General features: G+C 68.7%; 20 protein-coding genes. 8 read left to right on the top strand and 12 right to left on the bottom strand.

The annotated features are described in order from the left end of the window. Positions 1-7: 7 nt before the first annotated feature. Positions 8-1,678, bottom strand: coding sequence for a urocanate hydratase (gene hutU / locus J7I44_RS01685; RefSeq protein WP_209614848.1), 1,671 nt, complete (start codon positions 1,676-1,678; stop codon positions 8-10). A gap of 147 nt (positions 1,679-1,825) precedes the next feature. Here hutU and J7I44_RS01680 point away from each other — a divergent pair, with 147 nt between their 5' ends. Further along, complete coding sequence (locus J7I44_RS01680) at positions 1,826-3,145, top strand: hypothetical protein (RefSeq protein ID WP_209614846.1); 1,320 nt, start codon at positions 1,826-1,828, stop codon at positions 3,143-3,145. Positions 3,146-3,628: 483 nt separating this feature from the next. Then, the gene (locus tag J7I44_RS01675) at positions 3,629-4,720 is read left to right on the top strand and encodes a TolB family protein (RefSeq protein WP_209614843.1); all 1,092 of its coding nucleotides are present in this window, start codon (positions 3,629-3,631) and stop codon (positions 4,718-4,720) included. A gap of 240 nt (positions 4,721-4,960) precedes the next feature. Here J7I44_RS01675 and J7I44_RS01670 read toward each other — a convergent pair whose 3' ends face one another. Then, on the bottom strand, positions 4,961-6,343 hold the full coding sequence (locus tag J7I44_RS01670) for a class II fumarate hydratase (RefSeq protein WP_209614841.1): 1,383 nt from the start codon (positions 6,341-6,343) through the stop codon (positions 4,961-4,963). 218 nt (positions 6,344-6,561) lie between these two features. On the opposite strand from J7I44_RS01670, the gene purB reads away from it, so the two are divergent. Further along, positions 6,562-7,929 (top strand): adenylosuccinate lyase, encoded by a 1,368-nt coding sequence (gene purB / locus J7I44_RS01665; RefSeq protein WP_209614838.1) that lies wholly within the window; start codon positions 6,562-6,564, stop codon positions 7,927-7,929. Positions 7,930-8,410: 481 nt separating this feature from the next. Here purB and gstA read toward each other — a convergent pair whose 3' ends face one another. Next, on the bottom strand, positions 8,411-9,037 hold the full coding sequence (gene gstA, locus J7I44_RS01660) for a glutathione transferase GstA (RefSeq protein ID WP_209614836.1): 627 nt from the start codon (positions 9,035-9,037) through the stop codon (positions 8,411-8,413). 140 nt (positions 9,038-9,177) lie between these two features. Between gstA and J7I44_RS01655 the strand changes: the two genes are divergently transcribed. Then, the gene (locus tag J7I44_RS01655; RefSeq protein WP_209614834.1) at positions 9,178-9,570 is read left to right on the top strand and encodes a winged helix-turn-helix transcriptional regulator; all 393 of its coding nucleotides are present in this window, start codon (positions 9,178-9,180) and stop codon (positions 9,568-9,570) included. Positions 9,571-9,969: 399 nt separating this feature from the next. Here J7I44_RS01655 and cysK read toward each other — a convergent pair whose 3' ends face one another. Both cysK and cysG read right to left on the bottom strand, forming a co-directional pair. Next, complete coding sequence (gene cysK, locus J7I44_RS01650) at positions 9,970-10,950, bottom strand: cysteine synthase A (protein WP_209614832.1); 981 nt, start codon at positions 10,948-10,950, stop codon at positions 9,970-9,972. A 45-nt stretch (positions 10,951-10,995) separates the two neighbouring features. Then, the gene (gene cysG, locus J7I44_RS01645) at positions 10,996-12,480 is read right to left on the bottom strand and encodes a siroheme synthase CysG (protein ID WP_245187859.1); all 1,485 of its coding nucleotides are present in this window, start codon (positions 12,478-12,480) and stop codon (positions 10,996-10,998) included. Positions 12,481-12,759: 279 nt separating this feature from the next. Here cysG and J7I44_RS01640 point away from each other — a divergent pair, with 279 nt between their 5' ends. Next, positions 12,760-13,752 (top strand): LysR substrate-binding domain-containing protein, encoded by a 993-nt coding sequence (locus tag J7I44_RS01640; protein ID WP_209614827.1) that lies wholly within the window; start codon positions 12,760-12,762, stop codon positions 13,750-13,752. A 562-nt stretch (positions 13,753-14,314) separates the two neighbouring features. On the opposite strand, the gene sat is transcribed toward J7I44_RS01640, so the two are convergent. The 4 genes from sat to J7I44_RS01620 are packed head-to-tail and all read right to left on the bottom strand — an operon-like array spanning position 14,315 to position 19,800. Beyond that, entirely contained in the window at positions 14,315-15,532 is a 1,218-nt protein-coding gene (gene sat, locus J7I44_RS01635; protein ID WP_209614825.1) for a sulfate adenylyltransferase, read from the bottom strand. A gap of 43 nt (positions 15,533-15,575) precedes the next feature. Continuing rightward, the gene (locus J7I44_RS01630) at positions 15,576-16,298 is read right to left on the bottom strand and encodes a phosphoadenylyl-sulfate reductase (protein ID WP_209614823.1); all 723 of its coding nucleotides are present in this window, start codon (positions 16,296-16,298) and stop codon (positions 15,576-15,578) included. Next, entirely contained in the window at positions 16,295-17,980 is a 1,686-nt protein-coding gene (gene cysI / locus J7I44_RS01625) for an assimilatory sulfite reductase (NADPH) hemoprotein subunit (RefSeq protein ID WP_209614820.1), read from the bottom strand. Before cysI ends, J7I44_RS01630 begins: the two co-directional genes overlap by 4 nt. Before the next feature lie 2 nt (positions 17,981-17,982). Further along, on the bottom strand, positions 17,983-19,800 hold the full coding sequence (locus J7I44_RS01620) for an assimilatory sulfite reductase (NADPH) flavoprotein subunit (protein ID WP_209614818.1): 1,818 nt from the start codon (positions 19,798-19,800) through the stop codon (positions 17,983-17,985). Positions 19,801-19,967: 167 nt separating this feature from the next. On the opposite strand from J7I44_RS01620, the gene J7I44_RS01615 reads away from it, so the two are divergent. The 3 genes from J7I44_RS01615 to J7I44_RS01605 all read left to right on the top strand — a co-directional run bounded on the left by J7I44_RS01615 (position 19,968) and on the right by J7I44_RS01605 (position 22,492). Then, positions 19,968-20,714, top strand: coding sequence for a sulfite exporter TauE/SafE family protein (locus tag J7I44_RS01615; protein WP_209614816.1), 747 nt, complete (start codon positions 19,968-19,970; stop codon positions 20,712-20,714). A 99-nt stretch (positions 20,715-20,813) separates the two neighbouring features. Then, positions 20,814-21,995, top strand: a complete 1,182-nt coding sequence (locus J7I44_RS01610; protein ID WP_209614815.1) for a ribosomal protein uL16 3-hydroxylase — start codon at positions 20,814-20,816, stop codon at positions 21,993-21,995. Beyond that, positions 21,992-22,492 (top strand): DUF7931 domain-containing protein, encoded by a 501-nt coding sequence (locus tag J7I44_RS01605; protein WP_209614814.1) that lies wholly within the window; start codon positions 21,992-21,994, stop codon positions 22,490-22,492. The genes J7I44_RS01610 and J7I44_RS01605 overlap by 4 nt, the downstream gene beginning before the upstream one ends. 68 nt (positions 22,493-22,560) lie before the next feature. On the opposite strand, the gene J7I44_RS01600 is transcribed toward J7I44_RS01605, so the two are convergent. The 3 genes from J7I44_RS01600 to J7I44_RS01590 are packed head-to-tail and all read right to left on the bottom strand — an operon-like array spanning position 22,561 to position 23,417. Then, positions 22,561-22,827 carry a DUF5985 family protein gene (locus J7I44_RS01600; protein ID WP_209614813.1) on the bottom strand — a complete coding sequence of 89 codons (267 nt, stop codon included), beginning with the start codon at positions 22,825-22,827 and terminating at the stop codon, positions 22,561-22,563. Next, positions 22,824-23,102, bottom strand: coding sequence for a DUF5985 family protein (locus J7I44_RS01595; protein WP_209614811.1), 279 nt, complete (start codon positions 23,100-23,102; stop codon positions 22,824-22,826). Before J7I44_RS01595 ends, J7I44_RS01600 begins: the two co-directional genes overlap by 4 nt. Before the next feature lie 3 nt (positions 23,103-23,105). Continuing rightward, entirely contained in the window at positions 23,106-23,417 is a 312-nt protein-coding gene (locus J7I44_RS01590; protein WP_209614809.1) for a hypothetical protein, read from the bottom strand. Between the last annotated feature and the right edge of the window lie 103 nt (positions 23,418-23,520).

The following is a 23,520-nucleotide window of genomic DNA, read 5'->3' as shown; positions in this document are numbered from 1 at the left end:
ATCTCCTTCAAATCATCGGGAGCTTCAATCCGTTCTCTACCGCGCAAGCAACCGCAGCGTCATACCCCGCATCTGCATGCCGCATGACGCCAGTGCCAGGATCATTCCACAACACCCGCGCAATCCGCTTATCCGCCGCCTCACTCCCGTCACACACGATCACCACCCCCGAGTGCTGGCTGTAACCCATTCCCACGCCGCCGCCGTGATGTAGCGAAACCCAGGTCGCGCCACCCGCCGTATTGAGCATGGCATTGAGTAACGGCCAATCGGACACCGCATCGCTCCCGTCCTTCATGGCCTCGGTCTCGCGGTTCGGGCTCGCGACAGAGCCGGAATCGAGATGATCCCTCCCGATAACAACAGGCGCCTTCAACTCCCCCTTCCGCACCATCTCATTGAACGCCAACCCCAGCTTGTGCCGCTGCCCCAGTCCCACCCAGCAAATCCGCGCCGGCAACCCCTGGAAGCTGATCCGCTGTTCGGCCATGTCCAGCCAGTTGTGCAGGTGCTTGTCGTCGGGGATCAGTTCCTTGACCTTCTGGTCGGTCTTGTAGATGTCCTCCGGATCACCCGATAGCGCAACCCAGCGGAACGGGCCGATGCCGCGGCAGAACAGGGGGCGCACGAACGCCGGCACGAAGCCAGGGAAGGCAAAGGCGTTCTCGCAGCCTTCGTCCTTGGCCATCTGGCGGATGTTGTTGCCGTAGTCGAAGGTGGGAATGCCCTGCGCGTGGAAGGCGAGCATGGCTTCCACGTGCTGCTTCATCGAGCGCTTGGCGGCGTCGCGGGTGCCGTTGGGGTCGCTCTTGCGGCGCTCGAACCACTCTTCCACCGTCCAGCCGAGCGGCAGGTAGCCGTTGACCGGGTCGTGCGCGCTGGTCTGGTCGGTGACCGCATCCGGCCGCACGCCGCGGCGCACCAGCTCGGGCAGCACCTCGGCGGCGTTGCCCAGCAGCGCGATGGATTTGGCTTCGCCGGCTTTCGTGTACTTCTCGATGCGCGCCAGCGCGTCGTCCAGGTCGGTGGCCTGCTCGTCGACGTAGCGGGTCTTCAGGCGGAAGTCGATGCGGCTCTGCTGGCATTCGATGGTGAGCGAGCAGGCGCCGGCCAGGCTCGCGGCCAGCGGCTGCGCGCCGCCCATGCCGCCGAGGCCCGCGGTGAGGATCCACTTGCCCTTGAGGCTGCCGTTGTAGTGCTGGCGGCCCATCTCCACGAAGGTCTCGTAGGTGCCCTGCACGATGCCCTGCGAGCCGATGTAGATCCAGCTTCCGGCCGTCATCTGGCCGTACATCATCAGGCCCTTCTTATCGAGCTCGTTGAAGTGCTCCCAGTTGGCCCAGGCCGGCACCAGGTTGGAATTGGCGATGAGCACGCGCGGGGCGTCCGGGTGGGTCGGGAACACGCCGACCGGCTTGCCGGACTGCACCAGCAGGGTTTCGTCGTCGTTGAGCTCGCGCAGGCTGCGCAGGATGGCGTCGAAGCATTCCCAGTTGCGCGCGGCGCGGCCGATGCCGCCGTAGACCACCAGCTCCGCCGGGTTCTCCGCCACCTCGGGATCGAGGTTGTTCTGGATCATCCGGTACGGCGCCTCGGTGAGCCAGCTCTTGCAGGACAACTCGGTGCCGCGCGGGGCGCGGATGGTGCGGGTGGTGTCGATGCGGGTGGGGGCGTTCATGGCCGGCTCCTTGAGGCAGATGGTCGAGTATAGCCAGCGGGCCCGCGGGTGCTTTCGCGGGATGACGGGCGGCACGGGGCGGCGGGCGGACGCGGCGCTAGACTCGCGCGGCAAGCTGTCGATCGGTTCCTGTCCGGGAGATGCCGCATGTCGCTTCGATCCGCTTTGCCTTGCCTGATGCTGGCCGTGCTGGCTCCGACCGCGATGGGCGCCGACGCGCCGGCGATCGATACCGCCCTCGCCCACCGCTACCTCGACGAAGCCGCGCAGTTGTGCCGTGCCGATGGCGGCCACTTGTGGGGCAAGTCGCTTTGCGGTCCCACCCTGCTGGTGGACCCGGTCACGCGCCGGGTGGTCGCCAACCAGGCGGATGCCGAGGGACACCTGCGCGCCGAAGGCGGCGTGTACGTGGGCCAGTTGCCGCCCGACCAGGCGATCGCCAACACCGCGGTGGATTGGGCCGGCGTGCACTGGACCGAGATGCTGTGGCCGTTGAAGGAGGATGCAGCGCAGCGTCACACGATCATGGCGCACGAAGCTTTCCACCGGATCCAGGACAGCCTGGGGCTGCCGTTGAACGGTCGCGACGCGCCGCACATGGATACGCTGGAAGGCCGCTACACGGTGCAACTGGAGTGGCGCGCGCTGGATGCGGCGCTGGCGGCGAAGACCGATGCCGAGCGTCGCGCACGCGCCGCCGATGCGCTGGCCTTCCGCGCGGCGCGCTACCAGAAGTTCCCCGGGGCCGAGCAGGCCGAGACCGCGCTGGAGCGCAACGAGGGACTGGCCGAGTACACCGGGGTGATGGTCGGCAATCGCACGCCGGCCGGGCAGGTGGCGATGGCGCGCTGGGATCTCACCTGGCATCCGAAGAACGACACGACCTTCGCGCGCTCGTTCGCGTACCCGAGCGGGCCGGCGTACGGAATCCTGCTCGATCGCTACCGGCCCGGCTGGCGCAAGGCGATCGTCAAGGGTGGATCGCCCGCGGGGATGCTGGCCGAGGCGTTGCACGTGGACATGGCGCGCAGGCCGGACGTGGAGAAGCTGGCCGCCCGCTACGACGGCCCTGCCCTGCTTGCCAGCGAGCAGGCGCGTGCCGAGTCCCGGGCGAAGCAGGCAGCGAAGTACAAGGCGCAACTGATGACCGGGCCGGTGCTGAAGCTGCCACTCGAGCACATGAAGGTGCAGTTCAACCCGAGCAACCTGATGCCGCTGGGCGATGCGGGGACGGTCTATCCGACCATGCAGGTGATCGACGACTGGGGTTCGATCAGCGTCGATGGCGGTGCGTTGATGGCGCCGGACTGGAAGCTGCTGACGGTGGCGGCGCCCGAAGGCGATGCGGCGGGCGGCACGCTGCGTGGCCAGGGCTGGACGATGAAGCTCGCACCGGGATGGCAAGTGGTGCCGGGTGGACGCAAGGGTGACCGCACGATCGCCCATGGCGACACCGCGAGCCGGTAGCGGCTCGACCGCCTGCTCCCTAGCGCCGCCTTTCCCGAGCGCTGACGCGCGCGGGACCTCGTTGCACTGCAGCTGAGCTTCAGCCGCGTCCGGCGCGGCTCGCAGAACTTTTTCCGAGACGCACGGGCGCAGAGCGCCCTCTGCCGCCCGCCTGCCTGCCAAGCGGGCGGTGCGTGCGTGGGCATTCCGCTCCGTTCGCCCCCATCCGCCTGTCGGCACCTTCCCCCGCGGCGCGGGGGAAGGCTCGGAAGTGGGCGACGTGGCGATGGCTGCCCGCTTGCGGGCGCGGCGTTTCGGGCAATAGCTGTCGAGGACAGCGAACTCAACATGAACGTACGCAAAACGATCACAAAAATTGAAGCAATATTCCGCGCCGCCAGAACACCCGTGGCGATCGAGCCCAACAGGGAGCCCGCGTTTCAGCGGGGTCGGACCAGACCGCAACGAGCCGAATCAGGGGGACTTCCGTCAGGAGCATCACCCATGAAAAACCATAAGCTTGCCGGCTCCCTCTGTGCCCTGCTGCTCACGGCCCTGGGCGCGTCGACCGCTGTCGCACAGACCTCCACCGCCCCGATCCTCGTCACCCGGACGATCTTCCGGTTCGACTTCACCTACGGGTCCCAGCTGTACCGGGTGCCGCCGTCCGGGCAGAACCTGACGACGCTGGTTCCCGTGAGATACGGCTACGACATCCTCAGCAGCAGCTGGTCGCCCGGCGGCGGCTCGGTCGTGTACGAGCTGGGTCGGCAGGGAAGCAACCGGGGCCTGTATGCCGAGACGCAGCTCTACGTCGTCGACCGGCAGGGCGGCGCGGCGCGCCAGATCACCACGGACGACAGCGATCATCTGGATCCCCTGTGGGGACCCAACGGCCTCATCGCCTACGTCACCACCAGCGGCCACGGCCAGTGCCTTGCGACGGTCCGCGCCGATGGCACCAACCGGCACATCGTGTTCTGCCCGCATGGCGAGTCGGGCGAGTCCTGGAGCATTGCTGTCACGCTGTCGCAGTGGACGCCCAGCGGCAACGGCATCCTGCTGGTCGCCAGCGCCCCCGAAGGCGGGCTCGAGCCGGAAAAAAATTACACCGACGCCTATCGGGTCAACGTGTCCACCGGATCGGCCGTCAAGCTCACCGCGCAGGTATTCGATGACAGCGAAGGCGACCTGGTGATTTCCCCCGATCGCAAGCACGGCGTGTTCGCGGGGGGCCAGATGTACCTGATCGACTTCAACACCAACCTGCTCACGCCGCTCTCGATCACCGGCAACGATCCGGTTTACTCGCCGGATGGCTCAAAGATCGCCTTCCTGCACTCGGACACCGTGGGGGGAAACCCGCGCATCTACATCATGCGTGCCGATGGGAGCAACGTTCACCTGGCGCCTGCGCAGACGACGAACCCGGATGTCTACATGCCGTCCATCTCCGGCTGGTCGTCGGACGGCACGCAGCTGTTGTTCAACCAGGTCGGGAACAACCAGTGGGTGCGCAGGATCGACCTGCGCAACAAGACCTCCAGGAACGTCACCAACGGCGTCGCGGGCAAGCACGCCTGGTTCCTTCCGTAAGTCGCTCGCGCGGGGCGGCCACGGCGCCGCCCCGTCGCGTGTCGGGCGGGGCAAGCGGCGTCGCTACGTCCTTCCTGCCGCGCACGGGGCTGTGCGCGACCGTGGCTTCACCGGACCGGTCGCGCACCAAGCGTTTCCTGCCGGGGGCGGGCTTCTGTAGGAGCGCACCCTGTGCGCGACCGGGATGCATGGCGGTCGCGCACAGGGTGCGCTCCTACAGGGGCCGGTTGAGGCCCGGAGCTACTCGCCGTGGATGCCGCCGCGGGTGAGTGCGGTGGGATCGAGGAGCTGCTTGAGTTCCTCCTTCGACAGGCCGGTAGTTTCCAGCGCCACGTCCATGATCGGGCGCTTTTCCTTGTAGGCCTGCTTGGCGGTGGCGGCGCCCTTCTCGTAGCCGATCACCGGATTGAGCGCGGTGACCAGGATCGGGTTCATCGCCAGCGCCTGGTTGACGCGCTCGCGGTTGACCTTGAAGCCGGCGATGGCCTTGTCGGCGAGCAGGCGGCTGACGTTGCCCAGGATGTCGATCGACTGCAGCAGGTTGTAGGCGATCATCGGCAGCATCACGTTGAGCTGGAAGTTGCCGGACTGGCCGCCGAGGGTGATCGCCGCATCGTTGCCGATCACCTGCGCCGCGACCATCGCGGTGGCTTCCGGGATCACCGGGTTGACCTTGCCGGGCATGATCGAGGAGCCCGGCTGCAGCGCGGGCAGCTCGATTTCGCCCAGGCCTGCCAGCGGGCCGGAATTCATCCAGCGCAGGTCGTTGGCGATCTTCATCAGCGCCACGGCCAGGGTCTTGAGCGCGCCAGAGAGTTCGACCGCGGCGTCCTGCGAGGCCATGCCCTCGAAGAAGTTTTCCGCCGATTCGAAGCGCACGCCGGTGAGCGTCTTCAGTTCGCGCGCCACCGCCGGGCCGAACTTCGGATCGGCGTTGATGCCGGTGCCCACCGCGGTCCCGCCCTGCGGCAGTCGGCGCATGCGCTTGAGCGCATCCTCGATGCGCTCGATGGCCGCACCGATCTGCGCGGACCAGCCGGAGAGCTCCTGGCCGAAGGTCACCGGCATCGCGTCCATCAGGTGGGTGCGCCCGGTCTTGGGTACGTTCTTCAGCTCGCGGGCGCGCTTGTCGATGGTTTTCTTCAGGTGCCTGAGCGCGGGCAGCAGGCGCTCGCTGGTGGCCAGCGTGGCGCTGACGTGGATCGCCGTGGGGATCACGTCGTTGGAGCTCTGGCCGTAATTGACGTGGTCGTTGGGGTGCACCTTCGCGCCGCCCTGCGCGGCGAGGTGGGCGATCACCTCGTTGGCATTCATGTTGGTGCTGGTGCCGGAGCCGGTCTGGAATATGTCGATCGGAAACTGCGTGTCGTAGCGCCCTTCCGCCACCGCCAGCGCGGCCTTGCGGATGGCGGCCGCCTGCCCTTTCTTCAGATGACCCAGCGCCAGGTTGGCGGACGCCGCGGCGGCCTTGATCAGGCCCAGTGCGCGGATGAAGTCGCGCGGCAGGGCCAGGCCGGAGATCGGGAAGTTGTGGATCGCGCGCTGGGTCTGCGCGCCGTAGAGCGCGTCGGCAGGGACCTTGAGCTCGCCCATGCTGTCGTGTTCGGTGCGGAAGTCGGCCATGGTCAGCTCCTTTGGAGATCGGAGGACTATAGGTTGGGTCGCGTTGGCCCGGGGACAACAGCCATGAGTGAACACCGGGCCCTGCAGGAGCGCCCTTGGGCGCGACCGCCATCCGGGTCGCGCCCAAGGGCGCTCCTACAGACGCGGGAGGGAAGACCGCAGGCGCCTACCGGGAGCGGGATGTAAAATGCCCCGTTTCCCCTTGCCGGAACCTGCCGATGTCCACCCACGCCCTTACCGCCCTGTCGCCGCTGGATGGCCGTTACGCCGGCAAGGTCGAGCCGCTGCGCCCGATCTTCAGCGAATTCGGCCTGATGCATCGGCGCGTGCAGGTGGAGATCGAATGGCTGCTGGCGCTGGCCGCCGAAGGCGCCATCGTCGAGCTGCCGCCCTTCTCCGGCGCCCAGGTCGACCAGCTGCGCGCGATCGCCAATGACTTCAGCGTGGCGGACGGCGAGCGCGTCAAGGCGATCGAGGCGACGACCAACCACGACGTCAAGGCGATCGAGTACTTCATCAAGGAGCGCATCGGCGCGGACCCGGCGCTGGCGCAGGCGAAGGAGTTCGTGCATTTCGCCTGCACCAGCGAGGACATCAACAACCTGTCCTACGCGCTGATGCTGCGCGATGCGCGCGAGGGCGTGCTGCTGCCGATGTTCGACCGCCTCATCGCCCGCCTGCGCGAGCTGGCGCACGCCAACGCCGGCATGCCGATGCTCTCGCGCACGCACGGGCAGACCGCCTCGCCCAGCACGCTGGGCAAGGAACTGGCGAACGTGGTGGCGCGCCTGCAGCGCCAGCGCGCGCAGCTGGCCGGCGTCGAGATTCCCGGCAAGATCAACGGCGCGGTGGGCAACTACAACGCCCATGCGATCACCTATCCGGAGCTGGACTGGCGCGCGTTCTCGCGGCGCTTCGTGGAAAGTCTGGGGCTCGATTACAACGCCTACACCACGCAGATCGAGCCGCATGACGGCGTGGCCGAGTACTGCGACGCGGTGCGCCGCGCGAACATCATCCTGATCGACCTGGCGCGCGACATCTGGGGCTACATTTCACTGGGCTACTTCAAGCAGGCGCTGAAGGCGGGCGAGGTCGGCTCCTCGACGATGCCGCACAAGGTCAACCCGATCGACTTCGAGAACGCCGAGGGCAACTTCGGACTGGCCAATGCCTTGCTGGGGCATTTTGCCGAGAAGCTGCCGATCAGCCGGTGGCAGCGCGATCTCACCGATTCGACCGTGTTGCGCGCGTTGGGCACGGCGTTCGGGCACACGCTGGTGGCGCTGGAGTCGCTGCAGAAGGGCCTGGGCAAGCTGACGGTGAATGCGGACCGGCTTGCTGCCGATCTGGATGCGAGCTGGGAAGTGCTGGCCGAGGCGGTGCAGACCGTGATGCGGCGCTACGGGTTGCCGGAGCCGTACGAGCAGTTGAAGGCGCTGACGCGTGGGCAAGGCATCACGCGGGAGTCGATGCGGACGTTCATCGAGGGGCTGGCGTTGCCTGCCGAGGCGAAGCAGCGGTTGCTGGAGCTGACGCCGGGTGGGTATGTGGGGCTGGCCGAGGGGCTGGCGCGCGAGGTCTGATCTGCGCGGGGCGGGCCCTTCGACTTCGCTTCGCTACGCTCAGGGCGAACGGTTTTTCTTTACCGCGGCTCGTATGGAAGCCATTCGCCTTGGCGGCGCCGTTCGCGCTGATTGACGCCATTCGCCCTGGTTAGAGCTTTCGCCCTGGTCAGAGCCTTCGCCCTGGTTAAAAGCCGTTCGCCCTGAGCGTAGGCCCGCAGGGCCGAAGTCGAAGGGGTGCATGTGGCCCCATGCTCCGCCCGAACCCTCTCCCGCCCTGCGGACTCCCTCTCCCGAGGGGAGAGGGATGAAAAAAGCCCCTCTCCCGCGGGGAGAGGGAGGGAGAGAAGCCGCTCTCTCGCGCGGAGAGGGTGGGAGAAAAGCCCCTCTCCCGCCGGGAGAGGGGTTGGGGTGAGGGTTCGGGCCTTGCCATCGGCCTGCAAGGCTCGCCGCCAACCTCCCTCGTAGCGAAGCCGAGAGGCGCGCCCCCGACCCGCGTTCCTCACGCCGCCGCCGTCGCCCGCCGCGCCAGCCCTTCGGCATCCATCACTTCCTGCACTGCCGGGCGCTCGAGCATGCGGTGCTGGAACGCCTGCAGCGCCGGGAAGTCGGACAGATCCAGGTCCACGTGCCGCGCCCAGTTGGTCACCGTGAACAGGTAGGCGTCGGCCGCGGTGAACTGCTCGCCCAGCAGCCACGGATGCGTCGCCAGCGTGCTTTCCAGCAGTGCATAGCGCTTGCGCAGGTACTCCTTGCGCTCCTGCCGCGTCGCCTCGGGCGTGTCCGGCTTGAACAGCGGGCTGTAGGACTTGTGGATCTCGGAGTTGATGTAGCCGAGCACTTCCTGCAGGCGGTAGCGCGCCAGGGTGCCGTTGGCCGGCGCCAGGCCCGAGGCCGGCTTGAGGTCGGCCAGGTACTGCACGATCGCCGGGCCCTCGGTCAACAGCTGGCCATCGTCCAGCTCCAACGCAGGCACGTAGCCCTTCGGGTTGATCGCCAGGAAATCGGCACCGTCCTCGGTGCGCTTGGTCTTGCCGTCGACCTTCACCAGCTGAAGGTCGATGCCGGCCTCGCGCGCGACGATGTGCGGGGAAAGCGAGCAGGCGCCGGGCATGTAGTAGAGCTTCATGAGTGACTCTCCTTCGTGGGGGTTTGGACGTCCTTGGACGTGGCGCGCATCCTAGCCTTTGAAGGTTACTGATGGATACCACCTAACCTTGGATTAGTGCCAGAATGTGGTATCTCCACGGTTACCGAGGACGCGCCTGCATGGGCCTGCCCGTACGCAAGAGCAAGGTCACCGCGCCGCCGCCGGCGTGCCCGCTCACCGAAAGCCTGGCGCTGCTGCGCGGCGCGTGGGCGCCGAACGTGATCTGGTACCTCAGTGCCGAGCCGCGGCGCTTCGGCGAGTTGCGCCACGACATCCCGCGCATCTCCGCGCGCGTGCTCAGTGCGCGTCTGCGCGAACTGGAATCGCGTGGGCTGGTGACGCGGCGGGTGCTCGATACGTCGCCGCCCTCGGCCGAGTACGCGCTCACGCCGCTGGGCCGCGAGCTGCTGCCGGCGATCGAAGCGCTGGCGCATGTGGGGCGCAAGTTGATCGATCAGTGGGAGCTGGGTCGACAGGCGCCGCGGGCCGCGAGGGTGCGGCGGGTAGCCTAGATGGGGGGCGCGCGCTCCGGCCTCCCCCATCCGCCCTTCGGGCACCTTCCCCCGTGCAACGGGTGAAGGCTCACTTGCTGCATTACGGTTCGTGATGCTTCCCGCCTTCGATGGGAAAAGACCCGCTTTGGGGGATCGCCGAATTGGCTCGTGATCCCTCGCCGTTCGAGCGGATCCCGCTCGTGATCTCCCTTCGAGCCTTGTCCCGATCGTGATCCTTCCCCGTCCAAGCCGGTCCCGCTCGTGATCGAGCCGGGTCCCGCTCGTGATCCGTCCCTATCCGAGCCGGGTCCCGCTAGTGATCCTTCCCATCCGAGCGAATCCCGCTCGTGATCCTTCCCCCGTCCCACGGGGGAAGGTGCCCGACAGGGCGGATGGGGGAAGCCTTGCCTCGAGCACTCAGACGGCGGCGGCCCTCTGTCCCAACGACGAACTGGGCTGCTCCACCTCATCCGAACCTTCGTTGACGCCCTCGAACAGGAACGTCGAGAGATACCGCTCGCCGGTGTCCGGCAGCATCGCCAGCAGCACCGAGCTTTCCGGCGCGTCCTTGGCCGCCTGCAGTGCCGCTGCCAGCGTCGCGCCGGAGGAAAGGCCGACGAAGATGCCTTCCTGTTCGGCCAGCCTGCGCGAGGTGTCCCGCGCGACGGTGTCGTCCACCGGCAGGATCTGGTCGACCACCTCGCGGTTGAGCACGCCCGGCACGAAATCCGGCGTCCACCCCTGGATCTTGTGCGGCTGCCACTCCTTGCCCGAGAGCATGGCCGCACCGGCCGGTTCGCTGGCGATGATCTTCACCTCCGGACGGGCGACCTTGAGCACTTCGCCCACGCCGGTGAGCGTGCCGCCGGTGCCCCAACCGGTGACGAAATAGTCGAGCCGGCGGCCGGCGAAGTCGCGCAGGATCTCGGCCGCCGTCGTGCTGCGGTGATAAGCCGGGTTGGCCGGGTTCTCGAACTGGTTGGCGAGGAACCAGCCGTGCTTCTTCGCCAGTTCGGCCGCCTTCTCCACCATGCCGGTGCCGCGGGCCGCCGCGGGCGTGAGCACGACCTTGCCGCCGTAGGCGCGGATCAGCTTGCGCCGCTCGATCGAGAACGTTTCGGTCATCACCGCCACGAACGGGTAGCCACGCGCGGCGCATACCGCGGCCAGCGCCACGCCGGTGTTGCCGGAGGTCGCCTCGATCACGGTCTGGCCGGGCTTGAGCGTGCCGCGTTGCTCGGCGTCCAGGATGATCGCCAGCGCCAGGCGGTCCTTCACCGAGCCGGCGGGATTGAAGGCCTCGACCTTCACGTAGAGCTCGACGTGCTTCGGGGCAAGCCGGTGCAGCTTGACGATCGGCGTGTTGCCGATGGTGTCGAGGATGCTGTCGTAGATCATGGGTACTGACTCCTGGAAGGGTGCCGGCGAGCGCCGGCGAATGGGTCATGCCTGGTGGAGCGCGGCGAGCACGTCGTCCTGGCGTGCCGGTGGGCGAGCACGGGCCGCCCTGCCCGCCTCGCCGAAGTCGCGGATGCTGGCCCCCAGGGGAGGCGCACCGAACCACGCCAGCGAACCCGCCAGCGCGGCGACCTCGCCGAGTATCAGCAGCGCAGGTGAACGAACCGCATGGGCTTGGGCACGCTCGGCGAGCTGGGCCAGCGTGCCGGTCACGACGCGCTGTCCGGCGCGCGAGCCGTTTTCCACCAGGGCGAACGGGGTGGCCGGCGCGCGGCCGTGTTCGAGCAGTTTCGACTGCAGCGTGGCCAGCTCGGCGACGCCCATATAGACCGCCAGCGTCTGCTTCTCCTGCGCCAGCGCGGACCAGTCGAGCGTGTCGTGCGAGGCCTGGCAGTGTGCGGTGAGCAGGCGCACCGACTGCGCGTGCTCGCGGTGGGTCAACGGCACGCCGGCATAGGCGGCGCAGGCGAGCGCGGCGGTGATGCCGGGGACAACCTCGTAGGGGATGCCGTGGGCGCGCAGGAACTCCAGCTCCTCGCCACCGCGGCCGAACACGAACGGGTCGCCGCCCTTCAGCCGCACGACGCGGCGGCCGGCGCTGGCGTGCGCGCGCATCAGGTCGTGGATCTGCGCCTGCGTCGCGTGGTGGTTGCCCGCCTGCTTGCCAACCTCGATGCGCTCCGCGTCGCGGCGTGCCAGCGCCAATACCTCGGCGCTGACCAGGCGGTCGTGCAGGATCACGTCCGCCTCGTTGAGCGCGCGCAGGCCACGCAGGGTGAGCAGGCCCGGATCGCCGGGGCCGGCGCCGACCAGCACCACCGAGCCGGTGGAAGCTCCGGGCGGATCGGCCAGTGCACGCTCGGCGGCCAGGCGCGCTTCGGCCTCGCGCCCCTGGCGCAACAGGGTCGCCACCGGACCGGCGAACAGCGTCTCGTAGAAGCGCCGCCGCGCGGCCGGCTGCTTGAAGCGCAGGCGGATGCGCGGTCGCAACCGCGCCGCCAGCGTGGCCAGCGCACCCAGCGAGTGATCGAGCAGGGTTTCCAGCCGCTCGCGCAGCAGGCGCGCCAGCATGGGGGCCTGGCCACCGCTGGAAATCGCGATGGTCAGTGGCGCGCGGTCGATCACCGCCGGCACGTGGAAGCTGGACAGTTGCGCGTCGTCCACCACGTTGACGAACAGGCGCCGCAGCCCGGCCAGCTCGGCGATCAGGGCATTGGTCGCGCGGTCGGAGGTGGCCGCGACCACCAGCCAGACGCGGTCGAGCCAGGTTTCCCGGAAGGCTTCCGGACGATGGGCGACGGTGCCCTGCTCCACCCACTGGCGCAGCAACGGTGTCAGCGCGGGGGCGTTCACCGTCACCTGCGCACCGGCGTCCAGCAGCGCCGCCACCTTGCGCTCGGCCACGGCACCGCCGCCGACCACTAGGACGGCGCGACGCGAAAGATCGGCAAACAGCGGGTAGAGCTTCAAGGGAGCGGCCTGCAGGAGGAGTCCGGCCAAGCTAGGCCGGCGCTTTGGAGGCGACAAATGATTTGTGGCGGGCGGCATATGCCTTCACGGCATGTGGACCGGAGCGGCGGATACATTGCCTTGACACAATGATTCATTGGCCGTATAGACGTCCAAATATGTTGATCGAACGGCAGCCACCACGCAATCACCACGCCCCGCGCCCGCGAGCGTCCGGGCGATGTAGCCGTGATTCGTCCGCACCCATCCCTTCTGCCGAACGAACACGGATACCCTGCCATGACCCTCGTTCAACTCCGCTGCCTGGTCGCGATCGCCGACGCCGGGCTCAACATCACCCTGGCCGCCGAGCGCGTGCACGCCACGCAGCCCGGCCTCAGCAAACAGCTCAAGCAGCTTGAGGACGAACTTGGCTTCAAGCTCTTCGTGCGCAAGGGCAAGAGCCTGGATGCGGTCACCCACGCCGGCCGCCAGGTGCTCGAGCGCGCACGGGTGATCCTGGCCGAGGCGGCCAACATCCGCTCGATCGCCGCCAACCTGCGCAACGAGGCGCACGGCGAGCTGCGCATCGCGACCACGCATACCCAGGCGCGCTTTGCCCTGCCCGGTTCGATCGCCGCGCTCAACCTCGCCTATCCGCACGTGAGCGTGCACCTGCAGCCCGGCCAGGACGCTGACGTGCTGGCGCAACTTGAGGCCGGGCGCGTCGACCTGGCGGTGATCAGCACCGCTGGCGCGCCGCCCGCGTTGGGCGTTGCCCTGCCCGCCTACCGTTGGCATCGGGTGGTCGTGGCGCCAAGCGACCACGCCCTGGCGCGGCGTGCCTTACCGCCCACGCTGGCCGAGCTCGCCGCGGAGCCGCTGATCAGCTACGACTCCTCGCTGAAACCGGAGTCCTCGCTGCGGCGAGTGTTCGAGACGGCGGGGCTGGAACCGCAGATCGCGATGACCGCGGGCGATGCCGACCTCATCAAGACCTACGTGCGCGCCGGCATGGGCGTGGGCGTGCTCGGCGAGATGGCCATGCTGGCGACCGACGCGGACCTGCACGTGTTGCCGGCCGATCACCTGTTCCCGCAATGCACTACCTGGATCGTGCTGCGGCGGGAAGCGGTGGTGCGGGAGTTCGTGCTGGAGTTCATCCGGCAATTTGCGCCGCACCTGGATCGGCGGGACGTGGCGCGCGCGCTGGCCGGTGACGACGAGCCCGTCGAATGGCCAAAGGCGCCGCACTGGCGTGAGCGTGCCGTGGCGCTTCCGGACGCGGCTTGAAATTCGATTCGCCCGGCAGCTCCCTCTTCCCTCCGGGAGGGGAAGGTCGGGGTGAGGGGGCGGGGCTCGCGAAGATGGTGAATGAGGCGGGATCCGGGGCCTTTGCTCTTGGACGATCGGGACTGCACACGGATAGTTTCCCGCGAGCCCCGGCCCCTCACCCCAGTCCTCTCCCCGCAGGGGAGAGGGAGCTCGGGTTTACGGCGTCGTGGATGCCGCTCGCGCCAGCCGCAGTTCCAGAGACCGCCTGAGGCTCCTCCGAAGCGCACGCTCCTGCTCCCTCTCCCCTTCGGGGAGAGGGTTGGGGTGAGGGGCGGGGGCTCGCGAAGATGTTGAATGAGGCGGGATCCGGGCCTTGGGCTCTTGGACGATCCGGGACTGCACACGGATTGTTTCCCGCGAGCCCCGGCCCCTCACCCCAGCTCTCTCCCCGCAGGGGAGAGGGAGCTCGGGTTTACGGCGTCGTGGATGCCGCTCGCGCCAGCCGCAGTTCCAGAGACCGCCTGAGGCTCCTCCGAAGCGCACGCTCCTGCTCCCTCTCCGGCACGGAAAGCGCGCCTGTCTAAGGCGCGGCGGACGGATGCCGCTCGCGCAGGATCTTCACCACGTCGGGGAAAGAGAACCACTCGGGGATCTCGCTGCCTTCGCGCAGGCGCCGGCGCAGTTCGGTTCCGGAGATGTCGCGTACCTCGTCGGTGGGTTCGACCTCGGTTGCCGGGATATAGGTGTCGCGGTTGACCGCGTACACCATGGCCGGGAACGGCACGATCCGGATGCCCACTTCTTCCTGATGCCGTTCGAGCAGTTGCTGGGCTTCGTACGGGCCATAGAACGGCTTGCCGCTGGCGTCCTTGCCCGGACCGGCGTGGTCGCGCCCGACGATGAAGTGGCTGGCGCCGTAGTTCTTGCGGATCAGCGCATGCCACATCGCCTCGCGCGGACCGCCCATGCGCATGGCCAGCGGCAGTAGCGACAACTTCGCCTGTCCCTCGGGATAGTGGGAGAGCAATGCGCGATAGCAACGCACGCGGGTGGAGTAGTCGACGTCGTCAGGCTTGGTGCGCCCGACCGAAGGCTGGATCAGCAACCGGGCGCCGACCTGCTCGGCTGCCCGCAGGGTCAGTTCGCGGTGTGCCCGGTGCATCGGGTTGCGGGTCTGGAACGCGACGATACGGTGCCAGCCGTTGGCCGCGAACCAGGCCCGCAGTTCGCGCGGTGTGTCGCGAAGTTCGGCGAAGTCCATATGCGCGGGACGCTGCAGGCCCCGCACGCGACCGCCCAGGTAGACCGGGCCGGTGCGGTCGAGCAGTTCGGCCACGGCCGGATGCGTGCGGTCGCTGGTGCCGAACACGCGCAGCGCTTCGTGCAGGCGGTCGGGCCAGTAGATGTCCTCCACCTCGAGCACCGCCAGCGCCACGCCTTCGCCATCGCGCAGCACGACTTCGCTGCCGCGCCCGAGGTGGGCCGAGAAGGCCTCGTCCACGTCCAGGGTGATCGGCATCGGCCACAGCGTGCCGTCGGCCAGGCGCATGTCCTCGACCACGCCGTTGTAGTCGCTGCGGCCCAGGAAACCTTCCAGCGGAGAGAAAGCGCCCGAGAGCAGCAACTCCAGGTCGCACAGTTGTCGTGTGTCGAGTTGCAGCGACGGCAGGCTGCCGACGCGCGCGCCGAGCGCCGAAGCCTCCGCCGGCGGCAGGTACAGATCCTTGAGCACGCCGCCGTGCGGCGCGATCAAGCGGTCGGTGGCAGCCGTGTCGGCCGCGCGCGCAGTCACGTTCATGTGGCCCTCCTCCGGTCGCTGGGCGACTAGGCTAGTCCAAGGCTCAGAGGATGTTGTGCAGGCCGCATTCACGCTTGAGGCCGAAGAAGCGGGTGTCCTCCGGGTCCATGCCCGGCTCCCAGCGATGGCTGGTATGCACGTCGCCGATCGAGGTGTAGCCCTGTTCCCACAACGGGTGGTACGGCAGGCCGTGATGCTGGAGGTAGAGGCCGACGTCGCGGTCGGTCCAGTCGGCCAGCGGGTGGAATTTCCAGCGGCCGTTGCGGTGCTCGGCGAACGCCACGCCGGCGCGGGTGCTGGCCTGGGTGCGGCGCAGCCCCGCGAACCAGCCGGCGGCGCCCAGTTCGGCCAGCGCACGTTGCATCGGTTCGACCTTGCGCATCTGGTTGTAGCGATCGATGCCCGCCACGCCCTGCTCCCACAGGCGGCCATGGCGGGCTTCCATCCAGGCCGGACTGGTCGCGGCCCGGTAGACCTTGAGGTTGAGCCGGAGACGTTCGGTGAGTTCGTCGACGAAGCGGTAGGTTTCGGGAAACAGATACCCCGTGTCGATCAGCACCACCGGTATCCGCGGCCGCTGGCGCGTGACCAGGTGCAGCGAAACGGCCGCCTGCGCACCGAAGCTGGACGAAAGCACGTGCTCGCCCGGCACGTGTGCCAGTGCCCAGGCCACGCGCCCTTCCGCATCGAGCCCGGCCAGATAGGCGTTGATGTCGGCCAGCGCCCGCGGCTCGCCGACGGCCTGCCGCAACAGCGCTGCGCTCATGCGACCACCTCGGCCCAGATGCGCCGCGGGGGTGCCAGCACGCCGCCGCGCAGCAGGAAATCACCGAAGCCCTCCTCGGGCAGCCGCTCGGCCGCATAGCGCGCGAACAACGGGTCGAGCGCATCGAGGATCGCCGCTTCGTCGATGTTCTCGCGATAGACCCGGTTCAACCGCTGGCCGGCGACATCCGCGCCCAGGCGCAGGTCGTAGCGGCCGGGCGCGCGACCGACGAGTGCGATTTCTCCCAGGTAGGGCCGCGAGCAACCGTTCGGGCAGCCGGACAGGCGCAGCAGGATCGGCGCCTCGCGCAGGCCGTGGCGGGCCAGTTGCGCTTCGAGCTTGTCCAGGATCGTGGGCAGGTAACGCTCGCTTTCGGCCATCGCCAGGCCGCAGGTCGGCAGCGCCACGCAGGCGATGGCGTGGCGGCGGATCGCGCTGTGCCGGCGGTAGCCGTCCAGGCCATGCGCGGCGACGATCGCATCGATGCGTTCGCGCTCGGCCGCGTCGACATTGGCGACGATCACGTTCTGGTTGCAGGTCAGGCGGAAATCGCCGGTGTGTACGTTCGCCAATTCGCGCATGCCGGTCAGCAGACGGCGCTCATCGCGATCGACCAGCCGGCCCGATTCGATGTGCAGCGTCAGGTGCCAGCGCCCGTCCTGGCCCTGCAGCCAGCCGTAGCGGTCGCCGTTGTGCTCGAAACGGTACGGGCGTGCGGGCTGCAGGGTGAAGCCCAGGCGCTGTTCCAGTTCCGCCTTGAACGCCTCGGTGCCGCGGCGGTCCAGCGTGTACTTCAGTCGCGCGTGCTTGCGCTCGCCACGATCGCCCCAGTCGCGCTGGATGGCGATGACCTGCTCGGCCGCGTCGCGCAACTGCTGCGGCGTGACGAAACCGATGACCTCGGCCAGCCGTGGGTAGGTGGTCGGGTCGCCATGGGTCGCACCCATGCCGCCGCCGATGGCCAGGTTGAAACCGGCAAGATGGCCGTCCTCGGCGATCGCGATCAGCCCCAGGTCCTGCGCGAACACGTCGATGTCGTTGAGCGGCGGGATCGCCAGCCCGATCTTGAACTTGCGCGGCAGATAGGTGCGGCCGTAGAGCGGCTCGGGCTCCGGTTCGCCAACCAGCTTTTCCCCATCGAGCCAAAGCTCGTGGTAGGCGGTGGTTTTCGGTGCCAGTTCCTCGGACAGCCGCGCCGCCCAGGCGTAGGCCTCGGCGTGCGCGGCCGACTGCACCGGCAGCGGCGTGCTCACCACGTTGCGCAGTACGTCGCCGCAGGCCGCGATGGTGCTCGCCATCGCGTGGTTGATCGCGGCGATGGTGGGCTTGAGGTCGTGCTTGAGGATGCCGTGCCACTGGAAGGTCTGGCGCGTGGTGATGCGCAGGCCGCTGCTCGCGTACTCGCGGGCGAGCCGGTCGAACACCAGCCACTGCGCTGGCGTGACCACGCCACCGGGCAGGCGCGCGCGCAGCATGAAGCTGTAGAGAGGCTCGAGCTTCTGGCGGCGACGCTCGTCGCGCAGGTCGCGGTCGTCCTGCTGGTAGCTGCCGTGGAACTTCAGCAGCTTGGTGTCGGCCTCGGCGATCGCGCCGGTGACCGGATCGGCCAGGCCGTCGGCGATGGAGCCGCGCAACTGGCGGCTGTTGTCCTTGATGTGTTCGAGTTCGGAGAGCGCAGGCATGGTCAGTACACGTCGCGGGCGTAACGCCCCTGGGTGAGCAGATCGGCGAGCCACGCGCGGGCCGCGTCCGGGGAATGGCCGCCATGCGCGACGGCGATGTCCACGAGCGCCGCGTGGACGTCCTTCGCCATGTGGTTGGCATCGCCGCACACGTACAGGTGGGCGCCGCCCTCGAGCCAGGCGTAAAGCCCCCTGCCCTGCTCGCGCAGGCGGTCCTGCACGTAGACCTTGTGCGCGCCGTCGCGCGAGAACGCCAGGTCGAGGCGGTGCAGTGCGCCGGACTTCAACGCCTCCTGCCATTCGACCTGGTAGAGGAAGTCACGGGTGAAATGGCGATTGCCGAAGAACAGCCAGTTGCGTCCGCGCGCGCCGGTTTCGCGGCGGTCCTGCACGAAGGCGCGGAACGGCGCCACGCCGGTGCCCGGGCCGATCATGATGATGTCGCGACTGTCGTCGGCGGGCAGGCGGAAGCGGTCGTTGGCCTCGATGAACACCGGCACGGTGGCGTCCTCTTCGATGGACGACAGAAAGGCCGAGGCCGCGCCCACGTGCGCCGCGCCGAAAGCCTCGTAGTCGACCCGCGCGACAGTGAGATGAACCTCGTCCTCGCCTACCGCACGTGGGCTGGATGCGATCGAATACAGGCGCGGCGTGAGCGGACGCAAGGCAGCGACGAGATCGTCCGCGCGCCATGCCGCGCGATGGCGGCGCAGCAGGTCGATCGGCTGGTGGCTGGCCAGAAGGTCGGCAAAGGACGCGGCATGCTCCTTGCGCAAGACGCGCATCAGGTCCGCATGCCCACTGGCGGCCGCGTGCGCGGCGACAAAGGCGCGGGTGAGCCGGGTCAGTTCGCGCTCGCGCCCCAGCCAGTGTCCGAGCGGCAGTGTGCGGCCCTCGTGGGTGACCTCCCGGGCGCCATCCAGTCGCAGGGCCTGCAGCCACTGTTCGACCAGCGCGGGCGGGTTGGTCGGCCAGATGCCGATCGCGTCGCCGGGCGCATAGCGCAAGCCGGCGCCCTCCAGCGACAGCTCCAGGTGGTGCACGGCGCGTTCGCTGTCGCGCGAGACGATGCGCTGGTTGGCCAGCACGGTGGCGGCGAAGGGGTGTTCCCGCGAATGCGTGCTGCGGGTGGGCAGCGCATGCACGGTGGCGCCGTGTGTGGCTGATGGAGAGGACACCTTGCCCAGCGCCTCGCGCGCCTGCGCCAGCGCGTTGGCGGACCAGGGGACGGCGACCTGCTCGATGTCGACGTCCGCCTCGCCCAGCGGCGCGAAGCGGCTTGCGCCCAGCTCGGCCAGCCGCGCGTCGAGCTGACCGCCGATCGCGCAGAACTGCGGGTAACTCGAATCGCCCAGGCCGAGCACCGCGTAATGCAGCTGCGCGAGCCGGGGGGCGCGTTTGCCCAGGACGAACTCGACGAAGCCGCGGGCGTCATCCGGCGGCTCGCCCTCGCCCTGCGTGCTGATCACGATCAGCAGGTGCGTTTCCCTGGCCAGTTCGCGCGCAGGATAGGCATCGGCGCGCACCAGCCGCACCGGCAAGCCTGCGGCTTCGCCGCGCGCGGCCAACTGTTCCGCCAGCCGCTTTGCGTTGCCGGTCTGGCTGCCATAGAGGATGGTCAGCCGCGGCGCCCGGGCCGTTTCCGCGGGGGTCCCGGGGTGGGACGTGGCTTGCCGGGCGTGGCTGGCCCGCGCCGCGCTCCAGGCAGCGACCCAATACAATTGCTCCGGTGCCAGCCCATCGGCCAGCCTGGCGAGCAAGGCCGTCTTTTCCGCATCGAGAGTGACGGGCAAGGGCTCCGGTACAGCCAGGGCGTTCACGAAATCTTGTCCTTTTGGACGTCCAAATGTAGGGCCCGGACAATCTAGGGCGCGGTGGTCGCGCCAGGGAAAGGACAGCTCGGCATGTGGATATACCAGCCTCTTATTTCCGCGCGTGGGCAGCGCTTTCGATACTCCAGCCATCCCTCCGCCCGGGCGTATCGACGATGATTCCCGCCGAGTTCCTCACCTTCGCCGCCGTCGGTGCGCTCGCCCAGCTGGTCGATGGCGCGCTGGGCATGGCCTACGGCGTGGCGTCCGCGGCGATGCTGCTGGGCCTTGGCGTGCCGCCGGTCACCGCGACCGCGAGCGTGCACCAGGCCGAGGCGTTCACCTGCGGTGCGTCGGGCCTGAGCCACTGGCTCGCCGGCAACGTGCGCTGGCGGTTGTTCTGGATGCTGGCGATCCCCGGCGTGATCGGCGCGGTGATCGGCGCCGCGGTCGTGGTGCACGTGCCGGCCGACTGGATGCGGCTGGCGCTGACGCCCTACCTGCTGGGCATGGGCGTGTTCCTGCTGATGCGCGGGGCGCTGGGTCGCCCACCCGGTCCGGACGTGCCCCGCGGCACGCCGGTGCTCGGCCTGGGCGCGGGTTTTGCCGACGCGGTGGCCGGCGGCGGCTGGAGCGCGCTGACCGTCACCACGCTGGTCGCGCGCGGCGCCACGCCGCGGATGGTGATCGGCACGGTGCACCTGGCCAAGTGCGTGGTGAGCATCGCCGCCAGCGTGAGCTTCCTGCTGATGATCGGCCTCAGCCATGGCACCGCGGTGCTGGGGCTGATCGCCGGCGGCGTGGTGGCCGCGCCGGTGGGTGCGATCTTCGCGCGGCACATGCCGGCGCGGGTGGCCACGGTGCTGGCCGCGATCGCGGTGCTGGGACTGGGCGTCAACAACGTGGTCAGGGCGTTCGGCTAACCAGCCACCTTGCAGGAGCGTCCCTGTGCGTGACCGCCATGCACCCGGTCGCGCACAGGATGCGCGCCTGCAGGGCCCTCGCGCTCTTACAATGTCACGATGAACGATCATCCCATCGAAGTCCGCGGTTCGGCCAGGCAACCGCTGGGCATGTCGCCCGCGCAGTTCCTGCGCGACTACTGGCAGAAGCGTCCGCTGCTGATCCGCAACGCGTTCCCCGATTTCCAGCCGCCGCTGCAACCGGATGACCTGGGCGGCCTGGCCTGCGAGGAAGGCGCGCTGTCGCGACTGATCATCCATGACGAGGCGCGCGAGCGCTGGTCGGTGAAGACCGGCCCCCTGGACGAGGCCGACTTCGCCCGCACGCCCGGCGGCAACTGGACCCTGCTGGTGCAGGACGTGGACAAGTGGGACGCCGACGTAGCGCAGCTGCTTGAGCATTTCCGCTTCCTGCCGAGCTGGCGCATCGACGACGTGATGGTCTCCTACGCCGAGCCGGGTGGCGGTGTCGGCGCGCACGTGGACCAGTACGACGTGTTCCTGCTGCAGGGCCTGGGGCAACGCCACTGGGCGATCAGCACCGATCCGTCCGCGCCGATGGATTTCCGCCCCGACATCGAACTGAAGCAGCTGGTGCATTTCGAGCCCACCCACGAGTGGCTGCTCGAACCGGGCGACATGCTCTACCTGCCGCCAGGCGTGCCGCACGACGGCGTCGCCTTCGGCGGCCCGTGCATGACCTTCTCGGTCGGCATGCGCGCGCCGTCGCAGGCGGAACTCACCGGCGACCTGGCCGACTACCTCGCCGAGCGACTGGACGAATCGCAGCGTTATACCGATGCCGACCTGGCGCCCGCGCGTTCGGTCGGCGAGATCGACTCCGCCGCCCTCGAACGCCTGCGCCGCGCCCTGCCCTTCGCCGCTGCGCTGGACGAGGAAAGCCTGCGCGACTGGTTCGGCCGCTTCATCACCCGCTATCGCAACGCGCAAACGCCCGCGATGCCGGCCAAGGCAATGACCGTGGCCGCCTTGCGCAAGCGCCTGGAAGGCGGCGCGGCGTTGCTGCGCCACCCCTGGTCGCGCCTGGCCTGGAGCCGGGGGCGGCGCTCGGCCGTGCTGTTCGCCAATGGCCAGGCGTATGCCGCCCCGGCCGAGCTGGCCCGGCGCCTGTGCGCCGAACGGTCACTCTCCTTCGAGAGCGTGCCCGGCGACGAGGCCCTTGCCGTGTTGCTGGCGCTGGTGAACGACGGACACCTTGTTCCCCACAAGGGCCGCCGGTGACGGACGATCCCGCCGCCGACGAGGTACTGCCCGCCGGCAATGCGGCCGAACTGGCGTCCGCCCGGCTCACACTGCTGGCGTCGGCACGTCGCCAGGTGGATATCCGGGTACCACGCCTGGATGACGCGCTCTACGCCAGCGCCGAAGACATGGCAGAGCTGCGCCGCATTGCCACCGCCGGCCGTGGCGCGCAGATCCGCCTGCTGCTGGGCGATCCTGGCACGGCGCTGCGTGACGGCCACCGGCTGATTTTGCTGATGCAGCGGCTGCCCAGCGTGATCCAGGTGCGCATGCCGGTCGACGAGGTCGACCTTGGCAACCCATCGGCCTGCCTGCTCACCGACGCCGGCGGCTACCTGTTCCAGCCCGACGCCGAACGCCCGCAGGGCCGCGCGGCACGGATCGACCGCCCCGGCTGCGCGCCGTTGCGCCAGCAGTTCGACGAGATGTGGGAGCGGGCCGAGCGGGCTCGCATGCTGCAACCACTCGATCTGTAGGCGAGCGCAGGGGGGCTTCAGCCCACCTCTCGCCACGTCCGTAGAAAAAGCGGTGGGCTGAACCCGCCCTACAGGACCTTCCGGTTCTTGCGCCCGATCGCCACGATGATGACCGCGAAAGCAGCCAGGCGGATCAGGTAGGCGAAGCTGCGGTTCTCGACGTAGACGTTGGTCACCGCGATCAGCACCTGCGCCACGCCCAGCAGTCCGAACGCCAGCGAGAATGCGAGGAACAGCTTGTCGCCGGTGCGCCGCCAGAACCGCAGGAAGAACAGGCCGCCGACGGCGAAGCCGAACGTGACCGCGCCGGAGAGGAAATAGATCAGAAGCGTCATTCCCCTTCTCCGTTCCAGATGAAGCCGAACAGCAATGTGGCAACCGCCGCCAGCGACAACAACGAGCGCGGCACGGCCAGGTCGACCGAGCCCGGAAAGACGATCAGGTCCAGCACCAGCAACAGGTTCTGCAGCGCCAGCAACAGGAAGCACAGCGCGCTCCAGAACAGCAGCCCCGCGCGGGTGCGGTGAAAGCTGCGACCGAGCATCAACGCACACACCGTGCTTGCGAGAAAGCACAACAGGTAGACCGCCGGTGCGAAGTATTGGGACACGCGCTAATCCTTACGGAATCGGAAGGCGTCGGCGAACGCGACGAGGTTGTCGGACCGGGACCGCATGATCAGCCGCAACACGGCGTCGGGCGAACGCATGTACAAAGCCTGCGAGGCTTCGACAAGTTCGTGGAGGTCGTCGGAGGCTGGCCCGTAACGGACCAGGTCGTCGCTCTCGCGCACGATCAGCCCTGCGGCGTGGAGAGAATCCACCGCCTGACTCACGACCAGTTCGCTGGCTCGCAGCGCGTCGACCAGTTCCGGGGAAGACCAGCAGCGCGCGGGATCGCGCAGCAGCAGGAACAGCAGTTCCATCGACCAGATGGACCGGAATGTCGACCGCAGGAAACCGGCTACATCCTTCTCCAATGGCATTCCGAAGTTCGCCCCCTTGTCTGGCGGATCACGTGGGCCCCCT

The sequence above is a fragment of the Frateuria flava genome (assembly GCF_017837635.1).
Classification (GTDB): domain Bacteria; phylum Pseudomonadota; class Gammaproteobacteria; order Xanthomonadales; family Rhodanobacteraceae; genus Frateuria_A; species Frateuria_A flava.
This window is presented reverse-complemented; position numbering and strand designations above follow the sequence as displayed.

What these genes read in the sequence shown, in the direction of transcription:
- hutU (WP_209614848.1), bottom strand. Translation starts at nt 1,678, where the DNA reads ATGAACGCCCCCACCCGCATCGACACCACCCGCACCATCCGCGCCCCG.
- J7I44_RS01680 (WP_209614846.1), top strand. Translation starts at nt 1,826, where the DNA reads ATGTCGCTTCGATCCGCTTTGCCTTGCCTGATGCTGGCCGTGCTGGCT.
- J7I44_RS01675 (WP_209614843.1), top strand. Translation starts at nt 3,629, where the DNA reads ATGAAAAACCATAAGCTTGCCGGCTCCCTCTGTGCCCTGCTGCTCACG.
- J7I44_RS01670 (WP_209614841.1), bottom strand. Translation starts at nt 6,343, where the DNA reads ATGGCCGACTTCCGCACCGAACACGACAGCATGGGCGAGCTCAAGGTC.
- purB (WP_209614838.1), top strand. Translation starts at nt 6,562, where the DNA reads ATGTCCACCCACGCCCTTACCGCCCTGTCGCCGCTGGATGGCCGTTAC.
- gstA (WP_209614836.1), bottom strand. Translation starts at nt 9,037, where the DNA reads ATGAAGCTCTACTACATGCCCGGCGCCTGCTCGCTTTCCCCGCACATC.
- J7I44_RS01655 (WP_209614834.1), top strand. Translation starts at nt 9,178, where the DNA reads ATGGGCCTGCCCGTACGCAAGAGCAAGGTCACCGCGCCGCCGCCGGCG.
- cysK (WP_209614832.1), bottom strand. Translation starts at nt 10,950, where the DNA reads ATGATCTACGACAGCATCCTCGACACCATCGGCAACACGCCGATCGTC.
- J7I44_RS01640 (WP_209614827.1), top strand. Translation starts at nt 12,760, where the DNA reads ATGACCCTCGTTCAACTCCGCTGCCTGGTCGCGATCGCCGACGCCGGG.
- sat (WP_209614825.1), bottom strand. Translation starts at nt 15,532, where the DNA reads ATGAACGTGACTGCGCGCGCGGCCGACACGGCTGCCACCGACCGCTTG.
- J7I44_RS01630 (WP_209614823.1), bottom strand. Translation starts at nt 16,298, where the DNA reads ATGAGCGCAGCGCTGTTGCGGCAGGCCGTCGGCGAGCCGCGGGCGCTG.
- cysI (WP_209614820.1), bottom strand. Translation starts at nt 17,980, where the DNA reads ATGCCTGCGCTCTCCGAACTCGAACACATCAAGGACAACAGCCGCCAG.
- J7I44_RS01615 (WP_209614816.1), top strand. Translation starts at nt 19,968, where the DNA reads ATGATTCCCGCCGAGTTCCTCACCTTCGCCGCCGTCGGTGCGCTCGCC.
- J7I44_RS01610 (WP_209614815.1), top strand. Translation starts at nt 20,814, where the DNA reads ATGAACGATCATCCCATCGAAGTCCGCGGTTCGGCCAGGCAACCGCTG.
- J7I44_RS01600 (WP_209614813.1), bottom strand. Translation starts at nt 22,827, where the DNA reads ATGACGCTTCTGATCTATTTCCTCTCCGGCGCGGTCACGTTCGGCTTC.
- J7I44_RS01590 (WP_209614809.1), bottom strand. Translation starts at nt 23,417, where the DNA reads ATGGAACTGCTGTTCCTGCTGCTGCGCGATCCCGCGCGCTGCTGGTCT.